At 73.6% G+C, this 18,841-nt stretch carries 12 protein-coding genes; 2 read left to right on the top strand and 10 right to left on the bottom strand.

Features of this window, described 5'->3' with window-relative positions; genetic code table 11:
- Positions 1-118: 118 nt before the first annotated feature.
- From LE181_RS15785 to LE181_RS15765, 5 genes are all read right to left on the bottom strand, one after another.
- A complete protein-coding gene (locus LE181_RS15785) occupies positions 119-1,054 on the bottom strand; it encodes a transglycosylase family protein (protein ID WP_308103139.1) in 936 nt (311 codons plus the stop codon).
- Positions 1,055-1,255: 201 nt separating this feature from the next.
- The gene (locus LE181_RS15780; protein ID WP_225661917.1) at positions 1,256-2,524 is read right to left on the bottom strand and encodes a cytochrome P450 family protein; all 1,269 of its coding nucleotides are present in this window, start codon (positions 2,522-2,524) and stop codon (positions 1,256-1,258) included.
- Positions 2,525-2,537: 13 nt separating this feature from the next.
- On the bottom strand, positions 2,538-2,972 hold the full coding sequence (locus tag LE181_RS15775) for a DUF6479 family protein (RefSeq protein WP_225661916.1): 435 nt from the start codon (positions 2,970-2,972) through the stop codon (positions 2,538-2,540).
- An 82-nt stretch (positions 2,973-3,054) separates the two neighbouring features.
- Positions 3,055-4,059, bottom strand: coding sequence for a nucleoside triphosphate pyrophosphohydrolase (locus LE181_RS15770; protein ID WP_225661915.1), 1,005 nt, complete (start codon positions 4,057-4,059; stop codon positions 3,055-3,057).
- Between the two features lie 34 nt (positions 4,060-4,093).
- Complete coding sequence (locus tag LE181_RS15765; protein WP_225661914.1) at positions 4,094-4,714, bottom strand: SurA N-terminal domain-containing protein; 621 nt, start codon at positions 4,712-4,714, stop codon at positions 4,094-4,096.
- A gap of 255 nt (positions 4,715-4,969) precedes the next feature.
- Between LE181_RS15765 and LE181_RS15760 the strand changes: the two genes are divergently transcribed.
- Entirely contained in the window at positions 4,970-6,421 is a 1,452-nt protein-coding gene (locus LE181_RS15760; RefSeq protein ID WP_225661913.1) for a DUF2079 domain-containing protein, read from the top strand.
- A 39-nt stretch (positions 6,422-6,460) separates the two neighbouring features.
- Here LE181_RS15760 and mfd read toward each other — a convergent pair whose 3' ends face one another.
- The 3 genes from mfd to LE181_RS15745 form a co-directional block, all read right to left on the bottom strand.
- Positions 6,461-9,988: a transcription-repair coupling factor gene (gene mfd, locus LE181_RS15755; RefSeq protein ID WP_225661912.1), complete on the bottom strand. Its 3,528-nt coding sequence runs from the start codon at positions 9,986-9,988 to the stop codon at positions 6,461-6,463.
- Positions 9,989-10,283: 295 nt separating this feature from the next.
- On the bottom strand, positions 10,284-12,845 hold the full coding sequence (locus LE181_RS15750) for an ABC transporter permease (RefSeq protein ID WP_225661911.1): 2,562 nt from the start codon (positions 12,843-12,845) through the stop codon (positions 10,284-10,286).
- Positions 12,842-13,630: an ABC transporter ATP-binding protein gene (locus LE181_RS15745; protein ID WP_225661910.1), complete on the bottom strand. Its 789-nt coding sequence runs from the start codon at positions 13,628-13,630 to the stop codon at positions 12,842-12,844. Before LE181_RS15745 ends, LE181_RS15750 begins: the two co-directional genes overlap by 4 nt.
- Positions 13,631-14,066: 436 nt before the next feature.
- Between LE181_RS15745 and LE181_RS15740 the strand changes: the two genes are divergently transcribed.
- Positions 14,067-15,815, top strand: a complete 1,749-nt coding sequence (locus LE181_RS15740) for a lytic murein transglycosylase (protein ID WP_225661909.1) — start codon at positions 14,067-14,069, stop codon at positions 15,813-15,815.
- A gap of 760 nt (positions 15,816-16,575) precedes the next feature.
- Here the strand turns inward: LE181_RS15740 and LE181_RS15735 are convergent.
- Complete coding sequence (locus tag LE181_RS15735; RefSeq protein ID WP_308103138.1) at positions 16,576-17,463, bottom strand: cellulose-binding protein; 888 nt, start codon at positions 17,461-17,463, stop codon at positions 16,576-16,578.
- A gap of 184 nt (positions 17,464-17,647) precedes the next feature.
- Positions 17,648-18,841 (bottom strand): SUKH-4 family immunity protein (locus tag LE181_RS15730; protein WP_225661907.1); only part of this gene is annotated, 1,194 nt, incomplete at its 5' end.

Below are 18,841 nucleotides of genomic sequence, written 5' to 3'. Positions count from 1 at the left end.
CTTGTTTCCGCAGGTGAGAGGGTGTTTGCACGGAACGGACGGGCGCCGTCCAGGCCGAAGTCAACGAGACCCATGTCTCACTTTCGACTGGAACGGACATTCGCCCCGAACCCCCCGACTATTTACGGATATCGAGCCGCTGACCAGGCTGGATGAGATCCGGATCGGATCCGACTGTTTTTTCGTTCTTCTGATAGAGCGTCTGCCATCCACCGTCGACCGCGTGCTCCTGCGCGATGACTGACAGGTTGTCACCGGGCCGCACGGTGTAATCGCCGGCGGCGGGCACGCCCGTACGGCCGGCGTCACGCGAGGGACGGTCGGTGGCGTCCGGGCGGTCCGGCTCGGCGCGGTGCTTGCCGCTGCCGGGCTCCCCGGCCGCGTCGCCGGGCTTCTGCGAGGTGTCGGGCGCGGGCTCGGCGGGAGTGCCGGACGGGGTCCCCGAGGGCGTGCCGGAGGGGGTGCCCGAGGGCGTGCCGGCGGGCGTGGTGGGCCCGTTGGAGGGCTCGGCCGAGGGGTCCTTGCGGTGCTTGCCGTCCGCCTCGCCCGGGGTGCCGGTCGCGGGCGCCGACGGGTCGGTGGCCGGGGAGGGCGTGCCGGGCGTCTGCGACTTCTCCGGCGCGGGCGTGGATCCGGGGGCCGGGGCGGACGGCTTGGGCGTCTCGTGCTCCGGCGCGGCGGGGGTGGTGCGCCCGGGCGCGGGCTTCTCGGTGGTCTCCGGCTCGGGCGTCAGGACCCGGCCGGGGTTCACGTCCGGCGCCGGGGAGCCCTTGGAGAGGCCGGAGCTGACGGCGCAACTGCGCCAGGCGTCGGGGCCCTGGGACGCCAGGATCCGCTCGGCGACGGCGATCTGCTGGGACCTGCTGGCCAGGTCGGGGCGGGGGGCGTAGGAGATACCGCCGTTCTGCTCCCACATCTCCTGCGTGAGCTGGAGCCCGCCGAAGAATCCGTTGCCGGAGTTGGCGCTCCACACCCGTCCGCTCTCGCACTGGGCGACCTTGTCCCAGGTGCCGGTGTCCGCGGCGTTGGCTCCGGTGGCCGCCATGAGCGGCATCGCGATTCCTGCCCCCGTCACCCCCGCCGCGAGCACGATGGCGGGTATCTGACGGGGGCGTCGATGTCTACCGTTGGCGAAACGCATGTGATGGCCTTTCGGGTGGCGGCTGATGTGGTCGTCGAACATAGCGACGGGTCCGGGCCCTCACAAGCCGGATGTAGCCGAGGTCACGCGAAGGTCACGACGGGTGATGCGGTGTCATGCGGGGTTCGTCGGCGGGGTGAATTCGACGGGCAGAGTGCGCAATCCACGCATAATGAGCCCCCCGCGCCAGCGCAGTTCCTCCGGATCGACGGCCAGGCGCAGGTCGGGGAGCCGGCGCAGCAGGGTGGCCAGCGCGGCCTGTCCCTCCAGCCGCGCCAGGGGCGCGCCGAGGCAGTAGTGGATGCCGTGTCCGTAGCCGAGGTGCTGGTTGTCGCGCCGGGTCAGGTCGAGCGTGTCCGGGCCGGAGAACCGCTCGGGGTCGCGGTTCGCGGCGGCGAGGACGACCAGCACGGGGTCGCCCTCGGCGATGCGCCGGCCGCCGATGACCAGGTCCTGCGTGGCGAACCGCCAGGTGGCGAGCTCCACCGGCCCGTCGTAGCGCAGCAGCTCCTCGACGCCGGTCGCCAGCAGGGACTCGTCGCCGTCGTGCAGGGCGCGCTGGAGGCGCTCGCGCTGCCCCGGGTTGCGCAGCAGGGCGTAGGTTCCGTTACCGATCAGGTTCACAGTTGTTTCAAAACCGGCGAACAAGAGGATGAAGGCCATGGCGGCGGCCTCGTCCTCGGTGAGGTGCTCGCCATGGTCACTCGCCCTGATCAGTCCCGAGATGAGGTCTTCTGCCCCTTCTTCCCGCAGGGCCCCCCGCTTCCGGCGGATCAGTTCCGTGAGGTAGCCCCGCATCTTCTTCACCGAGCGGGCCACGCCCCCGCGCGGTCCGCCGCCGTGGCGGATCATCATCCCGGCCCAGTCCCGGAAGTCGTCCTGGTCCTCGGCGGGGACGCCGAGCATGTCGCAGATGGCGTAGATGGGGAGCGGGAAGGCGAACTCGTGGATGAGGTCGGCCTCGCCCCTGGCGGCGAAGGCGTCGATGAGCTGGTCGGTGAGCTCCTGCACGCGGGGCGCGAACTCCGCGACCCGGCGCGGGGTGAACGCCTTGGAGACCAGCCGGCGCAGCCGGGTGTGGTCCGGGGGGTCGATGTTGAGCAGATGCGTCATGAGGTTGGCGCTGCGCTCGCCCGGGATGCCGACCTTGCCCTTGCCGTGGGCGCTCTCGGAGTGGTGCACGGGGTTCTTCGACAACCGCTGGTCGGCGAGCGCCTGCCGGGCGTCGGCGTAGCGGGTGACCAGCCATGCCTCCACGCCGCTGGGCAGGGCGGTGCGGTGCACCGGGGAGTGCTCGCGCAGCCAGGCGTAGGCCGGGTACGGATCGGCGGCGAATTCCCAGGTGAACAGGGGTGGGGCGGGGGGCGTACGGTTCTCGTGCACGCCCCGACGCTACCTAGTGCGGGCCGCCCCCGCCGCTGCCGAAGGCGCCGCTGCTGCCCGGGTCCCACTTCTTGCGGTCCTCGGACCGCTCCTCGGGATGGCTGCCCGGGTTGTTGATCTCGTGCGGCAGCACCCGCTCCCCGTTGGCCTCCGTCTGCAGCTGGTCCGACTCGCGGTGCTCGGTGACGTAGCCGATGGCGCTCTCCTCGTCATCGTTGTGACCGGGCCCGTGATCGGGGGTGGCCGGTCCCCGCTCGTGCTCCTCGCGGGTCTGCCACGAACCCTGGCGGCGCTGCGGGTGGGCCGGGGGCGGTGGCTCCCTGTCCCGCCACCGCTGTCCGTACACGAAGGCGAGGATCAGCAGGGTGCAGACGCACAGCCCCACGATGAAGGGGGCGGTGCCGCCGACCCAGTGCGGCAGGGCGAGGTCCATGTGATCGGTGCGCATGGATGTCGGGTACCCGGCGGCCGCCCCGTCAAGACTGCACGGGGGCCGAACGGGTGAGCCAGGGCCTCCGCGGCCCCGTCCGTCACTCCCCCGCCGCCGCCTCCGCGGCCCGGATCGCGTCGCGGTACGTGCGGGCCGCGGCCCGCAGGGCCGTCTCCGGCTCGGTGCCGGCCGCCTCGGCCCGTACGGCCAGGGCCAGCAGCTCGTAGCCGATGCCCTCGCCGGCGGGCAGGGGCACGTCGAGCCCCTCGGTGCGCACCCGGGAGGCCAGCTTCGCCGCGAGGGCGAGGGCCGGCTGGCCCAGCGGCACGCCCTCGGTCACGGACTCGCGACGCTTCTCGGCGGCCTTGGTGCGCATCCAGTGCTCCTTGACCTCCTCGGGCGTCTCGGCGGACTCCTCGCCGAAGACGTGCGGGTGGCGGTGGATGAGCTTGTCGACGATGGTGGCCGCGACGTCGTCGACGGAGAACGGCTCGTCCGGGTCGTCCTGGGCGATCCGGGCGTGGAAGACGACCTGCAGCAGCACGTCGCCGAGCTCCTCGCGCAGCGCCTCCCGGTCGCCGGTCTCGATGGCCTCCAGCAGCTCGTACGTCTCCTCCAGCCCGTACTTGCCGAGGTCCTCGTGGGTGCGGATGCCGCTCCACGGGCAGACGGCCCGGATCCGGTCCATGACCTGGACCAGGTCGAGCAGGCGGGCGCCGGGCAGGTCGTACGAGCCGGGGAGCAGCTCCAGCGCGGGCATGGACTCGCGGCCGGAGCCGGCCAGCCGGGCCAGGCCGTCGGTGAGGGCGGACTCCCCCTCGGCGGAGGTGAGCACGACCACGGTGCGCCGCCCGTCGCGGCAGTAGTCGACCAGCTCGCGGGCGGCGGGCGCGGCGTGCTCGACCTGGACGCCGGCCTCGCGCAGATAGGGCAGCTGCGGGTGACCGGTGTCGGCACACACGACGCGCCCGGCCCCGCGCAGCGTCTGCCACGCGGGCCAGGACAGCAGGCCGGGGGCCACCCGGTGGCTGGTGGTGAGCAGGACGATGCGGCCGGCGGAGTCGGCCGCCCGGTCGCTCACGCGGTCGTTCACAGGGTCGTTCACGCGGTCGAGCCTAGGCGACCCGCTCCGCCGGGGCTCACGCCGGTTCTTGGGGGCCGGGCGCGGCGGCCGGCCGCAGCCACGGCTCCACCACCGCCCGTGCCGTGCCGCGCTTGGCGTCCCACGTGCCGTAGCGCGGATTGACGTCGACGCGCAGGGCGTCGGAGGTCTTCATCAGGGCCTGGCCGGTGCGGGCCTTGCCGAGCTTGTCCTCCAGCTTGGCGCGGACGAGGCCGGCCGAGAGCTCCTGATCGATCTGGCCGGGCGCGATGCCGGCCGCGAGGAAGCGGGCCTCGGTGGCGTCCCCGCCGCCCAGCATCCCCTCCACCTGCCGGCGCCGCTCCTGCACCTCGCGGCGGGTGACGTCCACGCCGTTGTCCCGGCCGGCCTTGTCGATGATGCGGTACTGGATCAGCCGGATCAGCGTGTCCTGGCCGAGCTGGGCGCTGCCCATCAGCAGCTGCGCCCCCTGCGGGGAGGAGCGCTGCGCCTCCCGCACGTCCGCGACCTGGCTCTGCAGCTCCGAGACGGTGATGCGGTCCTTGCCGACGACGGCCGCGGCCCCGGGGTGCGGCGCGGACCCGCACGCGGTGAGCAAGGGTGCCGCACCCAGCAGAGCGGCGGCGGAGAAGGAGAGCGCTGTCCTGCGGCGGATCATGAAGCCTCCCGGCAGAGATCGCAATCGAACAGGTACGGGCGTGGCCCCCTCGACGAGGGGCGGTGGGCTGGCAAGACCTGGCGTTGATCGATGGTAGGGAGTCGACGTGGCCCAAGTCACTGATTCGGCCAACGATTCGTGGGGCGCCGGGGGCACGGGCCTCCGCCCGCGTGGCCGAGGCCGTCGTAACGCTCCGGGCGAAGGCCGCATACTGCAAGACCAGCGCCCTTATGCCACCGAAGAGAAGGACCGCCCATGGACTCGGCCACCGCCCCCGTCACGGCACACGGCCGGAGTACGGCCGGGACCGAGCCGGCCGGACGGTCGCCCGGGGCGCGGCTGCGGGCCCCGCGGCTGGACCCGTACTGGCTGGGCGGCGCGTTCTTCGTCCTCTACACCGTGCTGTCGGTGTGCCGGCACCGGCGGATGCTGACCATGTCGTGGGACCTGGGCATCTTCGAACAGGCCATACGCGGCTACGCCCACCTCCAGGCGCCGGTGGCCGACCTCAAGGGGCCCGGCACCAACATCCTCGGCGACCACTTCAGCCCCGTCACCGCGCTCATCGCGCCGCTCTACCGCGTCTTCCCCACGCCGGTGACCCTCCTCGTCGTGCAGGCCGCGCTCTTCGCGCTGTCCGCCGTGCCGGTCACCCGGCTCGCCGCCCACCTCCTCGGGCGCGGCCGGGGCCTCGCCCTCGGCATCGCCTACGGGCTCTCGTGGGGGGTGCAGCGGGCCGTCGACTTCGACTTCCACGAGATCGCCTTCGCCATGCCGCTGCTGGCCTTCTCCCTGGAGGCCGTGGTGCGCGGCCGCTGGCGGGCCGCCGTGCTGTGGGCCGTGCCGCTGGTGCTCGTCAAGGAGGACCTGGGGGTCACGGCCGCGGCCGTCGGCGTCCTGATCCTGCTGCGGGTGCGCGGCGGCCGGCGGGACCCCCGGGCCGCGGCGCTGGCCGCGGCGCTGACGGCCTTCGGCCTGGTGGCCACCGCACTGACCCTCGGCCTGATCATCCCGGGCTTCAACAACAGCGGCGGCTACGACTACTGGAACAAGCTCAGCGGCGACGGCGGCCCCGCCCCCGTCATCCCCGTGGACACCGCGCTGCGCACCCTCGCCTGGACCCTGCTGCCCACCACCGGCCTGCTGGCCCTGCGCTCGCCGGTGCTCGTCGTCGCCCTGCCGACCCTGGGCTGGCGCTTCGTCTCCCACGACGACCACTACTGGGGCACCGACTGGCACTACAGCGCCGTGCTCATGCCCGTCGTGTTCATCGCGCTCGCCGACGCCCTGGCCGGGGCCGGGCGCAGCCGCCGCCCGTGGCTGCGCCGCTACGCCCGCCAGCTGCCCGCCGCCGTGGTCGCCGCGGCGCTGGCGATGACCGCGTCGCTGCCGTTGTACGGGCTGACGCTGCCGGAGACGTACCGGATACCGGAGGGCGTCCGGGCCACCGAGCGGCTGCTGGAGAGGATCCCGGACGGCGCGGTCGTCGAGGCCGACATCGCCCCGATAAGCCGACTGGCGGGCCGCTGCCGCGTCCTGTGGATAGGGGACACCCGCGGCGTCGTGCCCGACTACGTCGCCCTGCGGCTGACCGACGGCCGGGCCCCCGCCGACCTGGCCGGCGACGCGCAGCGGATGCACCCGGGCACGACGTACACCGTCCTGGGCAGCGACGGCGGCCACGTCGTCCTCCGCAGGGTCGGGTAGGACCGCCGCGGGGCCGGGTGGCCGCCCGGGGCCGGGGCCTCAGCTGAGGATCGTCGTGAGGAACTCGCCCGTCCACGCCAGGAGTTCCCGGCCGACCAGCGGCTTGCCGCCGATGGGGCGGGTCGCCGGGCGCGGCACGAGGATCTGCCGGGTGGCGGGCTTCATGACCGTGCGCGGGTGGAGGCGCTTGAGGCGCAGCTCCTGGGACTCCCGGAGCTCGACCGGGCCGAAGCGCACGTTGGAGCCCTGCAGGGTGATGTCGGTGATGCCGCAGGAGCGGGCGAGCATGCGCAGCCCGGCGACCAGCAGCAGGTTCTCCACGGGCTCCGGCAGCTTGCCGTAGCGGTCGGTGAGCTCCTCGCGGACGGCCTTGACGTCCTCCTCGCTGTTCGCCGAGGCGATGGCGCGGTACGCCTGCAGGCGCAGCCGCTCGCCGGGTGCGTAGTCGTGCGGGACGTGCGCGTCGACGGGCAGCTCGATCTTGACCTCCAGCGGGGCCTCCTCCTCGGCGCCGCCCTCCAGGGAGGCCCGGTAGTCGGCGACGGCCTCGCCGACCATGCGGATGTAGAGGTCGAAGCCGACGCCCGCGATGTGGCCGGACTGCTCGCCGCCGAGCAGGTTGCCCGCGCCGCGGATCTCCAGGTCCTTCATCGCCACGTACATGCCCGCGCCCATCTCGGTGTGCTGGGCGATGGTGGCGAGCCGCTCGTGGGCGGTCTCGGTGAGCGGCTTCTCCGGCGGGTAGAGGAAGTAGGCGTAGCCGCGCTCACGGCTGCGGCCGACGCGGCCGCGCAGCTGGTGCAGCTGGGAGAGGCCGAAGTTGTCGCCGCGTTCGACGATGAGGGTGTTGGCGTTGGAGATGTCGATGCCCGACTCGACGATCGTCGTGGAGACGAGCACGTCGAACTTCTTCTCCCAGAAGTCGACGACGACCTGCTCCAGCTGGCTCTCGCCCATCTGACCGTGCGCGGTGGCGATGCGGGCCTCGGGCACGATCTCGCGCAGCCGGGCGGCGGCCCGGTCGATGGACTCGACGCGGTTGTGGATGTAGAAGACCTGGCCCTCGCGCAGCAGCTCGCGGCGGATGGCGGCGCCGATCTGCTTCTGGTCGTAGGGGCCCACGAAGGTGAGGACCGGGTGGCGCTCCTCCGGCGGGGTGGTGATCGTCGACATCTCGCGGATGCCGGTGACGGCCATCTCCAGGGTCCGCGGGATGGGGGTGGCGGACATCGTCAGCACGTCCACGTTGGCGCGGAGCTTCTTCAGCTGCTCCTTGTGCTCGACGCCGAAGCGCTGCTCCTCGTCGACGATGACCAGGCCGAGGTCCTTGAACTTGGTCTCCGAGGAGAACAGGCGGTGCGTGCCGATGACGATGTCGACCGAGCCCTCGCGCAGCCCCTCCAGCACGGCCTTGGCCTCGGTGTCGGTCTGGAAGCGGGAGAGCGCCTTCACCACGACCGGGAACTGCGAGTAGCGCTCGGAGAAGGTGCCGAAGTGCTGCTGCACCAGCAGCGTGGTGGGCACGAGGACGGCCACCTGCTTGCCGTCCTGCACGGCCTTGAAGGCGGCGCGGACCGCGATCTCGGTCTTGCCGTAGCCGACGTCGCCGCAGACCAGGCGGTCCATGGGGACGGACTTCTCCATGTCCTCCTTGACCTCGGCGATGGTGGTGAGCTGGTCGGGCGTCTCCGCGTAGGGGAAGGCGTCCTCCAGCTCCCGCTGCCAGGGGGTGTCGGGGCCGAAGGGGTGGCCGGGGGCGGCCATGCGGGCGGAGTAGAGCTTGATCAGGTCGGCGGCGATCTCCTTGACGGCCTTCTTGGCGCGCGCCTTGGTCTTCGTCCAGTCCGCGCCGCCGAGCCGGTGCAGGGTGGGGGCCTCGCCGCCGACGTACTTGGTGACCTGCTCCAGCTGGTCGGTGGGGATGTAGAGGCGGTCGCCGGGCTGGCCGCGCTTGGCGGGGGCGTACTCGACGAGGAGGTACTCGCGGGTGGCGCCCTGGACGGTGCGCTGGACCATCTCGATGTAGCGGCCGACGCCGTGCTGCTCGTGGACGATGTAGTCGCCGGCCTGCAGGGTCAGCGGGTCGATGGTCTTGCGGCGGCGGACCGGCATCCGGCCCAGGTCCTTGCTGGCGGACTTCTGGCCGGTGAGGTCGGCCTCCGTCAGCACGGCGATCTTGAGGGCGGGGTCGACGAAGCCGCTGTCGATGCCCGCGCAGGTGACGTGCACGACGGACGGGGACAGCTCGGGCAGGTCCGCGTCGAGGCGGGCGGGGATGCCCTCGCCGCCGAGCACCTCGGCGGTACGGGCCGCGGGGCCGTGGCCCTCGGTGAGGAAGACGGTGCGCCAGCCGTCGGCGACCCAGCCCTTGGTGTCGGCGAGGGCGCGGGCGGTGTCGCCGCGGTAGGTCTCGGGGGCGTGCATGCCCAGCTTGAGGGTGTCGCCGTTCAGGTCTTCGTCCGCGGCGAAGGGGCTGACGGACCACCACATCATGCCCAGCTCGCGGGCGCGGTCGCGGACGTCGGCGATGCCCCACAGGGAGGCCGCGTCCACGTCGATGGGCGCCTCGCCGCCGCCGGCGGTGGCCGCCCAGGACGCCTGCAGGAACTCCTGCGAGGTCGCCACCAGGTCGGCGGCCCGGGTGCGGACCCGCTCCGGGTCGCAGACGACGGCCATGGCGCCGGCCGGCAGCACGTCCAGCAGCAGCTCCATGTCGTCGACCAGGGCCGGGGCGAGGGACTCCATGCCCTCGACCGCGATGCCCTCGGCGATCTTGCCGAGCAGCTCGCCGAGCTCCGGGTGCTCCTCGGCCAGGGCCGCGGCCTTCTCGCGCACGGCGTCGGTCAGCAGCAGCTCGCGACAGGGCGGGGCCCACAGGCCGTGCTCCGCGATCTCCAGGGACCGCTGGTCGGCGACCTTGAAGTAGCGGATCTCCTCGACGTCGTCGCCCCAGAACTCGATCCGCAGCGGGTGTTCCTCGGTGGGCGGGAACACGTCGAGGATGCCGCCGCGCACCGCGAACTCGCCGCGCTTCTCGACCAGTTCGACCCGGGCGTAGGCGGCCGCGGCGAGCGCCTCGGTGACCTCCCCGAGGTCGGCGCCCTGCCCCGCCCGCAGGCTGACGGGCTCCAGGTCGCCGAGCCCCTTGACCTGCGGCTGCAGCACGGACCGCACGGGCGCGACCACGACGCTGACGGGGCCGGCGGCCGGGTCGTCCTTGCTGGGGTGCGCCAGCCGGCGCAGCACGGCCAGGCGGCGGCCGACGGTGTCCGAGCGCGGGGAGAGCCGCTCGTGCGGGAGCGTCTCCCACGACGGGTACTCCACCACGCCGTCCGGCGGGAGCAGCGAGCGCAGCGCCGCGGCCAGGTCCTCCGCCTCCCGCCCGGTGGCGGTCACCGCGAGCACGGGCCGCTGGGCGTCGCGCGCGAGGGCGGCGATGGCGAAGGGCCGCGCCGCGGGCGGGCCGACGAGGTCGACGTACGGCCGGTTGCCGTCGCCCGCGGCCGCCACCGCCTCGGCGAGCGCCGGATCGTTGACGACGGCGTCGAGCAGACCGTGCAGGCTCATGAAGGCTTTCCGTCCCGGGGGTGGACAACGCGAACGGCCCGACACGGACCGTTGGGGCCGAGCCGGGGGTCTCCAGACTACGACGGTGGGCCGACAGCCGCCGGGCCGCTGCGCGGGGCGGGGGCGGTACGGCTCCGCCGGTCACCTGGCGGTGAGCCGGTCGCCGTCGCGGCGGGGTTTCCCTCCCCGCCGCGACGGCGCCCGGTCCCCGGCTGTGGGCCGGGCGGTGCCGAGCGGCCCGGGCGCGCACCCCCGTGTCGCGTCCGGGCCGTTCGAGCCCTCGGGCACCGGCCTGCTAATCGGTCGCGATCGCGTTCAGGACGTTCATCCGCCCCGCCCGGAAGGCCGGGACCAGGGCCGCCAGCAGTCCCACCACCGCGGATCCGGCGAAGACGGCGGTGATCGTCGGCCAGGGGACGTCCAGCACGCCCAGGCCCTGCAGGGCCAGCAGCTGCTGGGAGGTGATGCCCCAGGCCATGCCCAGGCCGAGGCCCAGCAGGGCACCGAAGAGGGCGATGACCACCGATTCCAGGCGGATCATGCGGCGCATCTGGCGGCGGGAGAGGCCGATGGCGCGCAGCAGGCCGATCTCGCGGGTGCGCTCGACGACGGAGAGGGCGAGGGTGTTCACGACGCCCAGCACCGCCACGATGATCGCCAGGGCCAGGAGGCCGTAGATCATGTTGAGCAGCTGGCCGACCTGGTCCTTGATCAGCTTCTTGTAGTCGGCCTGGTCACGGACCTTGACCTGCGGGTAGTCCTCGACGGCCGCCTTGAGGGAGGCCGCCGCCTCCTTCGCCCTGCCGTCGGCGGCCTTGGCGAGCACCATCACGTCCAGCGGCATCTTGTCGGCCGGCAGGTAGCGCCGGGCGGTGGCGATGTCGGTGTACATCGCGCCCTTGTCGATGCTGGTGTCGTCCGAGGTGATCGCGTTGACCTTGAGCTTGGCGGTGCGGCCGTCGACCATGGCCACGGTGAGCCGGTCGCCGATCCTGACGCCGTGGTCCTCGGCGAAGCCCTCGGGCACGGACATGGCGTCCTCGGCGTAGGCGTCGGTCAGCTTGCCCTTGACCGTCTCCGCCCGCACGTCGTCGGCGTAGGTGGGGCTCACGGCGGACAGGCGCTGGGTGGCGGTCCGGCCGTCGGGGGTGGTGATCCTGGCGCTGACGACCGTGTACTCGCTGAAGTGCTCGACGTCCCGGGCCGACTTCACGGCCTTGACCGCCGCGGGGCTCAGCGGCCCGTTCTCGCTCTGGACGATGAAGTCCGCGCCCACCGACTTGTCGAGCTGCTCGGTGGCCGAGGCGACCATGGAGGAGCCCACCACCGACAGCGCCGCGACGAGCGCGAGGCCGATCATCAGGGCCGAGGCCGTGGCGCCCGTGCGCCGAGGGTTGCGCAGCGCGTTGCGCTCGGCGAGGCGGCCGACGGGGCCGAAGACTCGCAGCACCACGGTGCTGATGACGCGGACGACGAACCCGGCGAGCAGCGGGCCGACGACCACGAAGCCGACGAGGGTCAGCAGGACGCCGATGCCCAGCATCCCGGAGCCGGCCGAGGCGTCGTCGGACTGCGCGGCGGCGACCAGGGCCGCACCGCCCGCGGCGGAGAGCACGAGGCCGATGACGGCGCGCACCCTGCCGGCCTTGCCGTCGGCGGGGTTGCCGGCGTCGCGCAGGGCGGCCATCGGGGAGATCTTCCCGGCCCGGCGGGCGGGCAGGTAGGCGGCCAGCACGGTGACGACGACGCCGATGGCCAGGCCCACGACGGGCGTGCTGGTCTTGACGGTGAGCTCGGAGGTGTCGAGCTTCATGCCCATGGAGCCCATGAGCTCCATCAGCCCGACGGCGAGCGCGATGCCTCCGCCGATGCCCAGCACCGAGCCGACGACGCCGAGCAGCAGCGCCTCCACCAGCACCGACCGGTTGACCTGCTTGCGGCTGGAGCCGATGGCCCGCATGAGGCCGATCTCGCGGGTGCGCTGGGCGACCAGCATGGAGAAGGTGTTGACGATGAGGAAGATGCCGACGAGGACGGCGATGCCCGCGAAGCCGAGCAGCGCGTACTTCATGACGTCGAGGAAGGAGCCGACGTCCTTCTTGTTCTCGGCCTTGGTCTCGGCGGCGGTGTGCACGGTGTAGCCCGTGCCCACGGCGGCGGTGACGTCCTTCTTCAGCTGTTCGTCGCTGACGCCGGAGGCGGCCGTCAGCCCGTAGCTGCTGAACTCCCCGGCGGTACCGAGCAGCTTGGTCTGCGCGGTGGGGGTGTCGAAGTAGAGGACGGCCGCACCGGGGTTGGTGGTCCTGTACGTGGCGATGCCGACGATCGTCACGGAGAAGTCCCCGGGGGCGGCGATGACCCGCAGCCTGTCGCCCGTCTTCAGCCCGTGCTTGTCGGCGGTGTCCGCGTCCAGCACGGCCTCGGTGGCGCCGTGCGGCTCGTGCCCGCTGGTGATCTCGACGGACTTCTTCTGGCTGTCGTCCCAGTTGGTGCCGACGGTGGGGGCGCCGGAGGTGGGGCTGATGCTCTTGTTCTTCGCCGTCGCCGCGGTGATCTGCTGGCTGGTGGCGTGCGGTTCGACCTTGGCCACGCCGGGCACCGCGGCCAGGCGGCCCTGCAGGGAGGCGGGCAGCGTCTGCGGCTTGCCGGTCTCCTGGGCGTCGTCGTTCTTCTTCGGGGAGACGGCGACGTCGGAGGCGGTGGAGGCGAAGAGCTTGTCGAACGTGGCGTTCATGGTGTCGGTGAAGACGAGCGTGCCGCACACGAACGCCACCGACAGCAGGACGGCGACGGCGGACAGCGCCATTCGCCCCTTGTGCGCGAGGAAATTGCGGAAGGAGGTCTTGAGGACGGTCACGACACCCGTCCGCGGGCGTCGAAGTTCTTCATGCGCTCCAGCACCATGTCGGCGGTCGGGTGCTGCATCTCGTCGACGATGCGCCCGTCGGCGAGGTAGAGCACGCGGTCCGCGTAGGAGGCGGCGACCGCGTCGTGCGTCACCATGACGATGGTCTGCCCCAGCTCGTCCACCGAGCGGCGCAGGAAGCCCAGGACCTCGGCGCCGGCGCGCGAGTCCAGGTTTCCGGTCGGCTCGTCACCGAAGATGATCTCGGGCCGGGCGGCGAGGGCCCGGGCGACCGCCACGCGCTGCTGCTGACCGCCGGAGAGCTGGTTGGGCCGGTGCTTGAGGCGGCCGGCCAGACCCACGGTCTCCACGACGCGGTCCAGCCACTGCTTGTCGGGCTTGCGGCCGGCGATGTCCATGGGGAGCGTGATGTTCTCGATGGCGTTGAGCGTCGGCAGCAGGTTGAACGCCTGGAAGATGAAGCCGATGCGGTCCCGGCGCAGCTGCGTGAGCTTCTTGTCCTTGAGCCCGGTGATCTCGGTGTCGTCGATGAATATCTGACCGGACGTGACGGTGTCGAGGCCGGCCAGGCAGTGCATCAGGGTCGACTTGCCGGACCCGGAGGGTCCCATGATGGCCGTGAACTGTCCGCGGGCGATGTCCACGTCGACGTGGTCGAGGGCGACGACCCGCGTCTCGCCGGACCCGTACGCCTTGAGGACCTGACGCGCCCTCGCCGCGGCGGCCGCATGCCCTCCGCTGCCCGCGGTGCGGGGAATCGATACAGCCGTTGTCACGGTGGCCTCTCCTATGGTTCTGCTGCGCTGCCGAATGATGGGATCAAGCCTGCTGGAGGGCAGGGGGCGGCCACGATGGTGCTGTTCCGTGTCTTCGGGGTGGGGCTGTCCCCACCCCGGCCCCCCGGCCGCCTCCATGAATCTAGGCACCGTCCGGGGCCCGCTCCTCCTGCTGCGGTACGAACCGCGGGGAGGAGAACGTACGGAGGTACCCCTAGGGGATGGCGCCCCGCGACGGGGCCCGGTCTCAGGGTCGGTACGCACAACAGGGGAGACGACGCCCCTACCGGGGTAACGAACGGCGAAGAATCCGTGAAGCCGGTCCCCGGGCAAGACAATTGGGGCTTGAGGGAATTAGTGTTCGGGTCTATGGCTGAGGGGGGCTGACGTGCGACCCCCCTCGTACGGCCGCAGGTCTCCCAAGGAAGCAGCCTCCGTGAAGATACTTCGAACCCGCGCTGCGAGCATTTCCCGGCAGGGACTGTGCGCTGCTCTGCTCGTCGCCGGCCTGACGACGGCCGCGGTAGGGGCCAGCCCGCCGCACCACGCCGGTCAGGGCGGCGACCCTTCGCCCGGCACGGACAACCCGCAGAGCCGGCCGCACGGTACCCCCAACCTCACCCTGCCCGACCTGGTGCCCCGCCCGGGCGCGTCGGGCAAGCCCGACCCGAACGCCGGCCGCGGGGACACCCCGGACGGCGCCACGGGCATTCCCGCGACCGCCCTCGCCGCCTACAAGAACGCCGAGAAGCTCGCGCAGCAGCGCTACCCGGGCTGCCACATCCCCTGGCAGCTCATCGCGGGCATCGGCAAGGTGGAGTCCGAGCACGCCGCGGCCTACGGGCTGCGTTCGGACGGGTACACGGACAAGCGGATCCTGGGACCGAGACTCACGGGCGGTCAGTTCGCCGTCATCAAGGACACCGACGGCGGCCGCTGGGACGGCGACAAGGAGTACGACCGCGCCGTCGGCCCGACGCAGTTCATCCCGTCCACGTGGGAGGGGTACGGGGAGGACGGCAACGGCGACGGGGTCAAGGACCCGAACAACATCTTCGACGCCGCGGCCGGCACCGCCCGCTACCTGTGTGCGGGCGGCAAGGACCTGAACAACCCGGGCGACCTCGACCGGGCCATCCTCAGCTACAACCAGTCCCGCGAGTACGTCAACGCCGTGCTCGCCTGGATGCGCACGTACAAGAGCGGCAACGTCAGCGCGGTGCCCGACCCGGCGCCGTCGCGCACGGGCGGCTCGACGGGCGGCCAGGGCACCAAGCCCACGAAACCCGGAAACCCGGGCAAGCCGAGCACGCCCCCGGCCACCAAGCCCAGCGAGCCGAACAAGCCGAACAAGCCCAGCAAGCCGAGCGGTGGCGGCGACACCGGCACCACCAAGCCCACCCCGCCGACTCCCACCCCGCCGACTCCCACTCCGCCGACTCCGGCCCCGGTCACGCGCCTGGACCGCATGGGCGAGGACAGGATCGAGGCCACGGCCAACGAGGAGTTCGCGACGCAGCCGAGCGTGCGGGCCCTCGACGGCGCCGGCAAGCCGGCCCCCGAGCGCACCCGCGTCCGCTTCGAGATCGTCGGGGAGCACACCAAGGCGCGCTTCCCGGGTGCGGCGCGTTCGGTCACCGTGCCCACCGACAGGACGGGCCTGGCCGTCGCGCCGAAGATCCTCGCGGGCGACTGGCCCGGCGACTTCACCGTCCGCGCCACCGTGGAGGGCCGCGACGTCGCCGCGGTCGAATTCGCCGCCACCGTCAAGGCCGCCCCCGCCCCGCGCGCCGACACGCTCAAGCGCACGGACGCGGACGACGCCCTGAAGGCAGCGCCGAAGAGCGCCTTCACACAGAAGATCCAGATCAGGTCGCTGGCCAAGGACAAGCCCATCAGCGACACGGCGATCACGGCCACGGTGATGGCCGCCGACGGCAAGACCCCGGCGAAGGCCGGGCCGTACTTCAAGGGAGCGAACGGCCTGCCGCTCCGCACGCTGACGCTCCCGAAGACGGACAAGGAGGGCCTGGTCACCCTGCCGGAGCTGTTCACCGACGCGCAGGCGGGCACGTTCTTCCTGCGCCTGACCACCGCCGACGGCGCGGTGCTCACCCTGGAGCTCACCGTCGCCGCACCGACGACGCCGACCACCCCGCCCGCGTCGCCACAGCCCACCACCTGAGCGAACAGCGAACGGCCCCTCCCCCGGGTGTCCACCCACCGGCGGGAGGGGCCGGGGGGGGGGGGCGGGGGGGGGGGGGGGGCGGGGGGGGGGGCGGGGCCGGGGCGGGGGCGGGGCGGGCCCTGGCAGGGGGCGTAAGGGTTATTTGCGGCGTCGTGCGGAGCACTCTTCACGCACAACAGTTGCCGTAAATAATCCAGCCCCCAGAAGGGCCCCGCCCCCCCCCCCCCCCCCCCCCCCCCCCCCCCCCCCCCCCCCCCCCCCCCCCCCCCCCCCCCCCCCCCCCCCCCCCCCCCCCCCCCCCCCCCCCCCCCCCCCCCCCCCCCCCCCCCCCCCCCCCCCCCCCCCCCCCCCCCCCCCCCCCCCCCCCCCCCCCCCCCCCCCCCCCCCCCCCCCCCCCCCCCCCCCCCCCCCCCCCCCCCCCCCCCCCCCCCCCCCCCCCCCCCCCCCCCCCCCCCCCCCCCCCCCCCCCCCCCCCCCCCCCCCCCCCCCCCCCCCCCCCCCCCCCCCCCCCCCCCCCCCCCCCCCCCCCCCCCCCCCCCCCCCCCCCCCCCCCCCCCCCCCCCCCCCCCCCCCCCCCCCCCCCCCCCCCCCCCCCCCCCCCCCCCCCCCCCCCCCCCCCCCCCCCCCCCCCCCCCCCCCCCCCCCCCCCCCCCCCCCCCCCCCCCCCCCCCCCCCCCCCCCCCCCCCCCCCCCCCCCCCCCCCCCCCCCCCCCCCCCCCCCCCGCCCCGGCCCCGCCCCAAGAGCAGCCGCAAGCCCTCACCCGGCGTCGGCGTCCTCCGCAACCGGCTTCCCGGTCAACGCCGCCAGACTGTGCCGCACGTGCGCCATGTGCGACTTGAGCTCCTCGCGCCGTTCCTCGTGCTCGCGCAGCACCCGCTCGGTGTCCCGGGCGATCCGCTCCTCCCGCACCCGCGCCTGGGCGATGACCGCAGCCGCCTGCGCCTCGGCGTCCTCCTGCCCGTGGCGGGCGGCCTCCTCCGTGTCGGCGTAGTGCCGCCGCGCGTCGCCGAGGGCCGTACGCGCGTACTCCTCCAGCGCCGCCACGCGCGCGTCCATCGCCGCCTCGCGCTCGGCGATCTCACGGCCAGCCGCGTCCCAGCGCTCGGTGTGCTCCTTCTCCTGCTCGGCCAGGATCATGGAACAGCGCTGCCGCATGTCCTTCAGCGCCGCCAGCGACTCCGCCCGCCGCTCCTTGACCTCGTGGCTCACGGTCGTCCGCAGGTCGTCGGCGACAGTCTGCGCCGCGAGCTGCGCCTGCCGCGCCCACTCCTCGGCCTCCGCCCGCACGGCCACCGCGTACTCGTGCGCGGAGTCGCGCACCCGGCGCCCGTGCGCCCGGGACGCCTCCTGCACCTCCGCCGCCTCGGCCTCGGACCGCTCCCGCAGGCCGGCGGCCTCCAGCTCGGCCGTGGTCACCAGGCCCTGGGCGCGCGGCCCCAGGGTCTCGTACGTCTGCGGTGGAAGCTTCGCGACCACTTGTGCGAGGCGCCGTACCTCGTCCTCCATCTCGCGTGCGAGGACGGTCAGGCGTGCGGCCCGCTCCCAGGCGGAATCCCGCTGCCGGGCGAACTCCGCCATCGCGCTGTCGACCTGCTCCGGCCGGTAGCCGCGGCCTCGTACGACAGCGAAACCGTCAGGAGACACCGATGAACTCATCCTTGTAGCCCCTTATATCCGGAAATCCGGTATGCGACAGGTCTGGCGTCCATCATTCCCGGACAAACGAAGCGCCCATGTCGCGACACTCCGCGGCACAGGACGCCCGCCCTCCGTCCCCCTGTGGACGGGGCCGGGCGCCCCGTGCCGTCCGCGCACGCCTGGCCGGCCGCTAGAAGAGACCGTCCCACATCTGCTCCAGGAGCACGGCCCACCAGTTCTCCGGAGTCGACAGTGCCGCCGGGTCGAGCGCGGCCAGCTGGTCCTGAAAATCCACGGTCCAGCGCCCGGCCTGCTCCGGCGTCAGCCCGTAGCGCCAGCGCCACATCTTTCCGAGCAGCGCCAAAGAGCGTACGAACTGGGGAAGACTCGTGTTGACGAACTGCGGCGGCACAGGCCCGCCGTCGGGGCCCGCCTCCATGGGCACCGCCACGATGTGGGCCGTGCCGTACTGCACGCACAGCTGGCGGCCGTAGTCGCTGCCCATGACGAGGTACGAACCGGCGTCCGTGGCCGCCCGCACGCCGCGCTCCGCCGCCAGCTCCGCCAGCGTCGGCACCGGACGGCCCGGCTGGGCCTGACCCCAGAAGAACGGACCGAAGTCCACCGGCAGACCGGCCCACACCAGCGTCTGCGCGACGATCTCCGGCACGCCCTGGCGCGAGACGGCACGCTGGTCGAACCGGAAGACGCCCTGCGGCCCGAACGCCTCGGCGAGCTCCCGCCCGATGACGTCCGGCCCGACCGGCGGTGCCGGCTGGATGTGGCCGGGGTGCGGCAGCGGCACCCGGTTCGGCGCGGGCCGCGCGGGCCCGTCCGCGACCTGGTGCAGTTCGCCCTGGTGCTCGACGAGGTGGCGCACGCCCTGCTGACGGGTGGCGTGGTCGCGCCCGTACGCGGCGGTGTGACTGATCCTCACCTGCGGCCAGGTCTCCCGGATCATGCGGGCGCAGTACCCGCCCGGCAGGTCGCACGACTCCAGCTCGGTGTGCAGCTCCAGCACCTGCTGCGGCGGCACGTTCATGGCCCGCAGCTCGTGCAGGATCTGCCACTCGGGATGCGGGGTGCCGGGCGCGCTGCGCCGGATGACCTGCTGCTCGGACCCGTCCTGGGCCCGGTACCGCAGGACGGCCATGTAGCCGGGCCCGACGGTGGGAACACCGGTGGGCGCGGCGGGCGGGTACCCGTAGGCGGGGGCGCCGGGGACACCCGGAGCACCCGGGACACCCGGGGCGGCAGGCATGCCGGGCGTGCCCGGACCGGCGAGCATGGTCGCGGCCGCGTGCACACCACCGGGGGCCTGGGGCGCGCCGCCGGGCGCGGCCGGCGGATTCGGCGCACCGGGCGCCTGGGGCGGCCGCGGAGC

This window comes from Streptomyces sichuanensis (assembly GCF_020328095.1).
Classification (GTDB): Bacteria; Actinomycetota; Actinomycetes; order Streptomycetales; family Streptomycetaceae; genus Streptomyces; species Streptomyces cinnamoneus.
The sequence above is the reverse complement of the archived record's forward strand: the minus strand, read 5'-3'. Positions and strand labels throughout refer to the sequence as shown.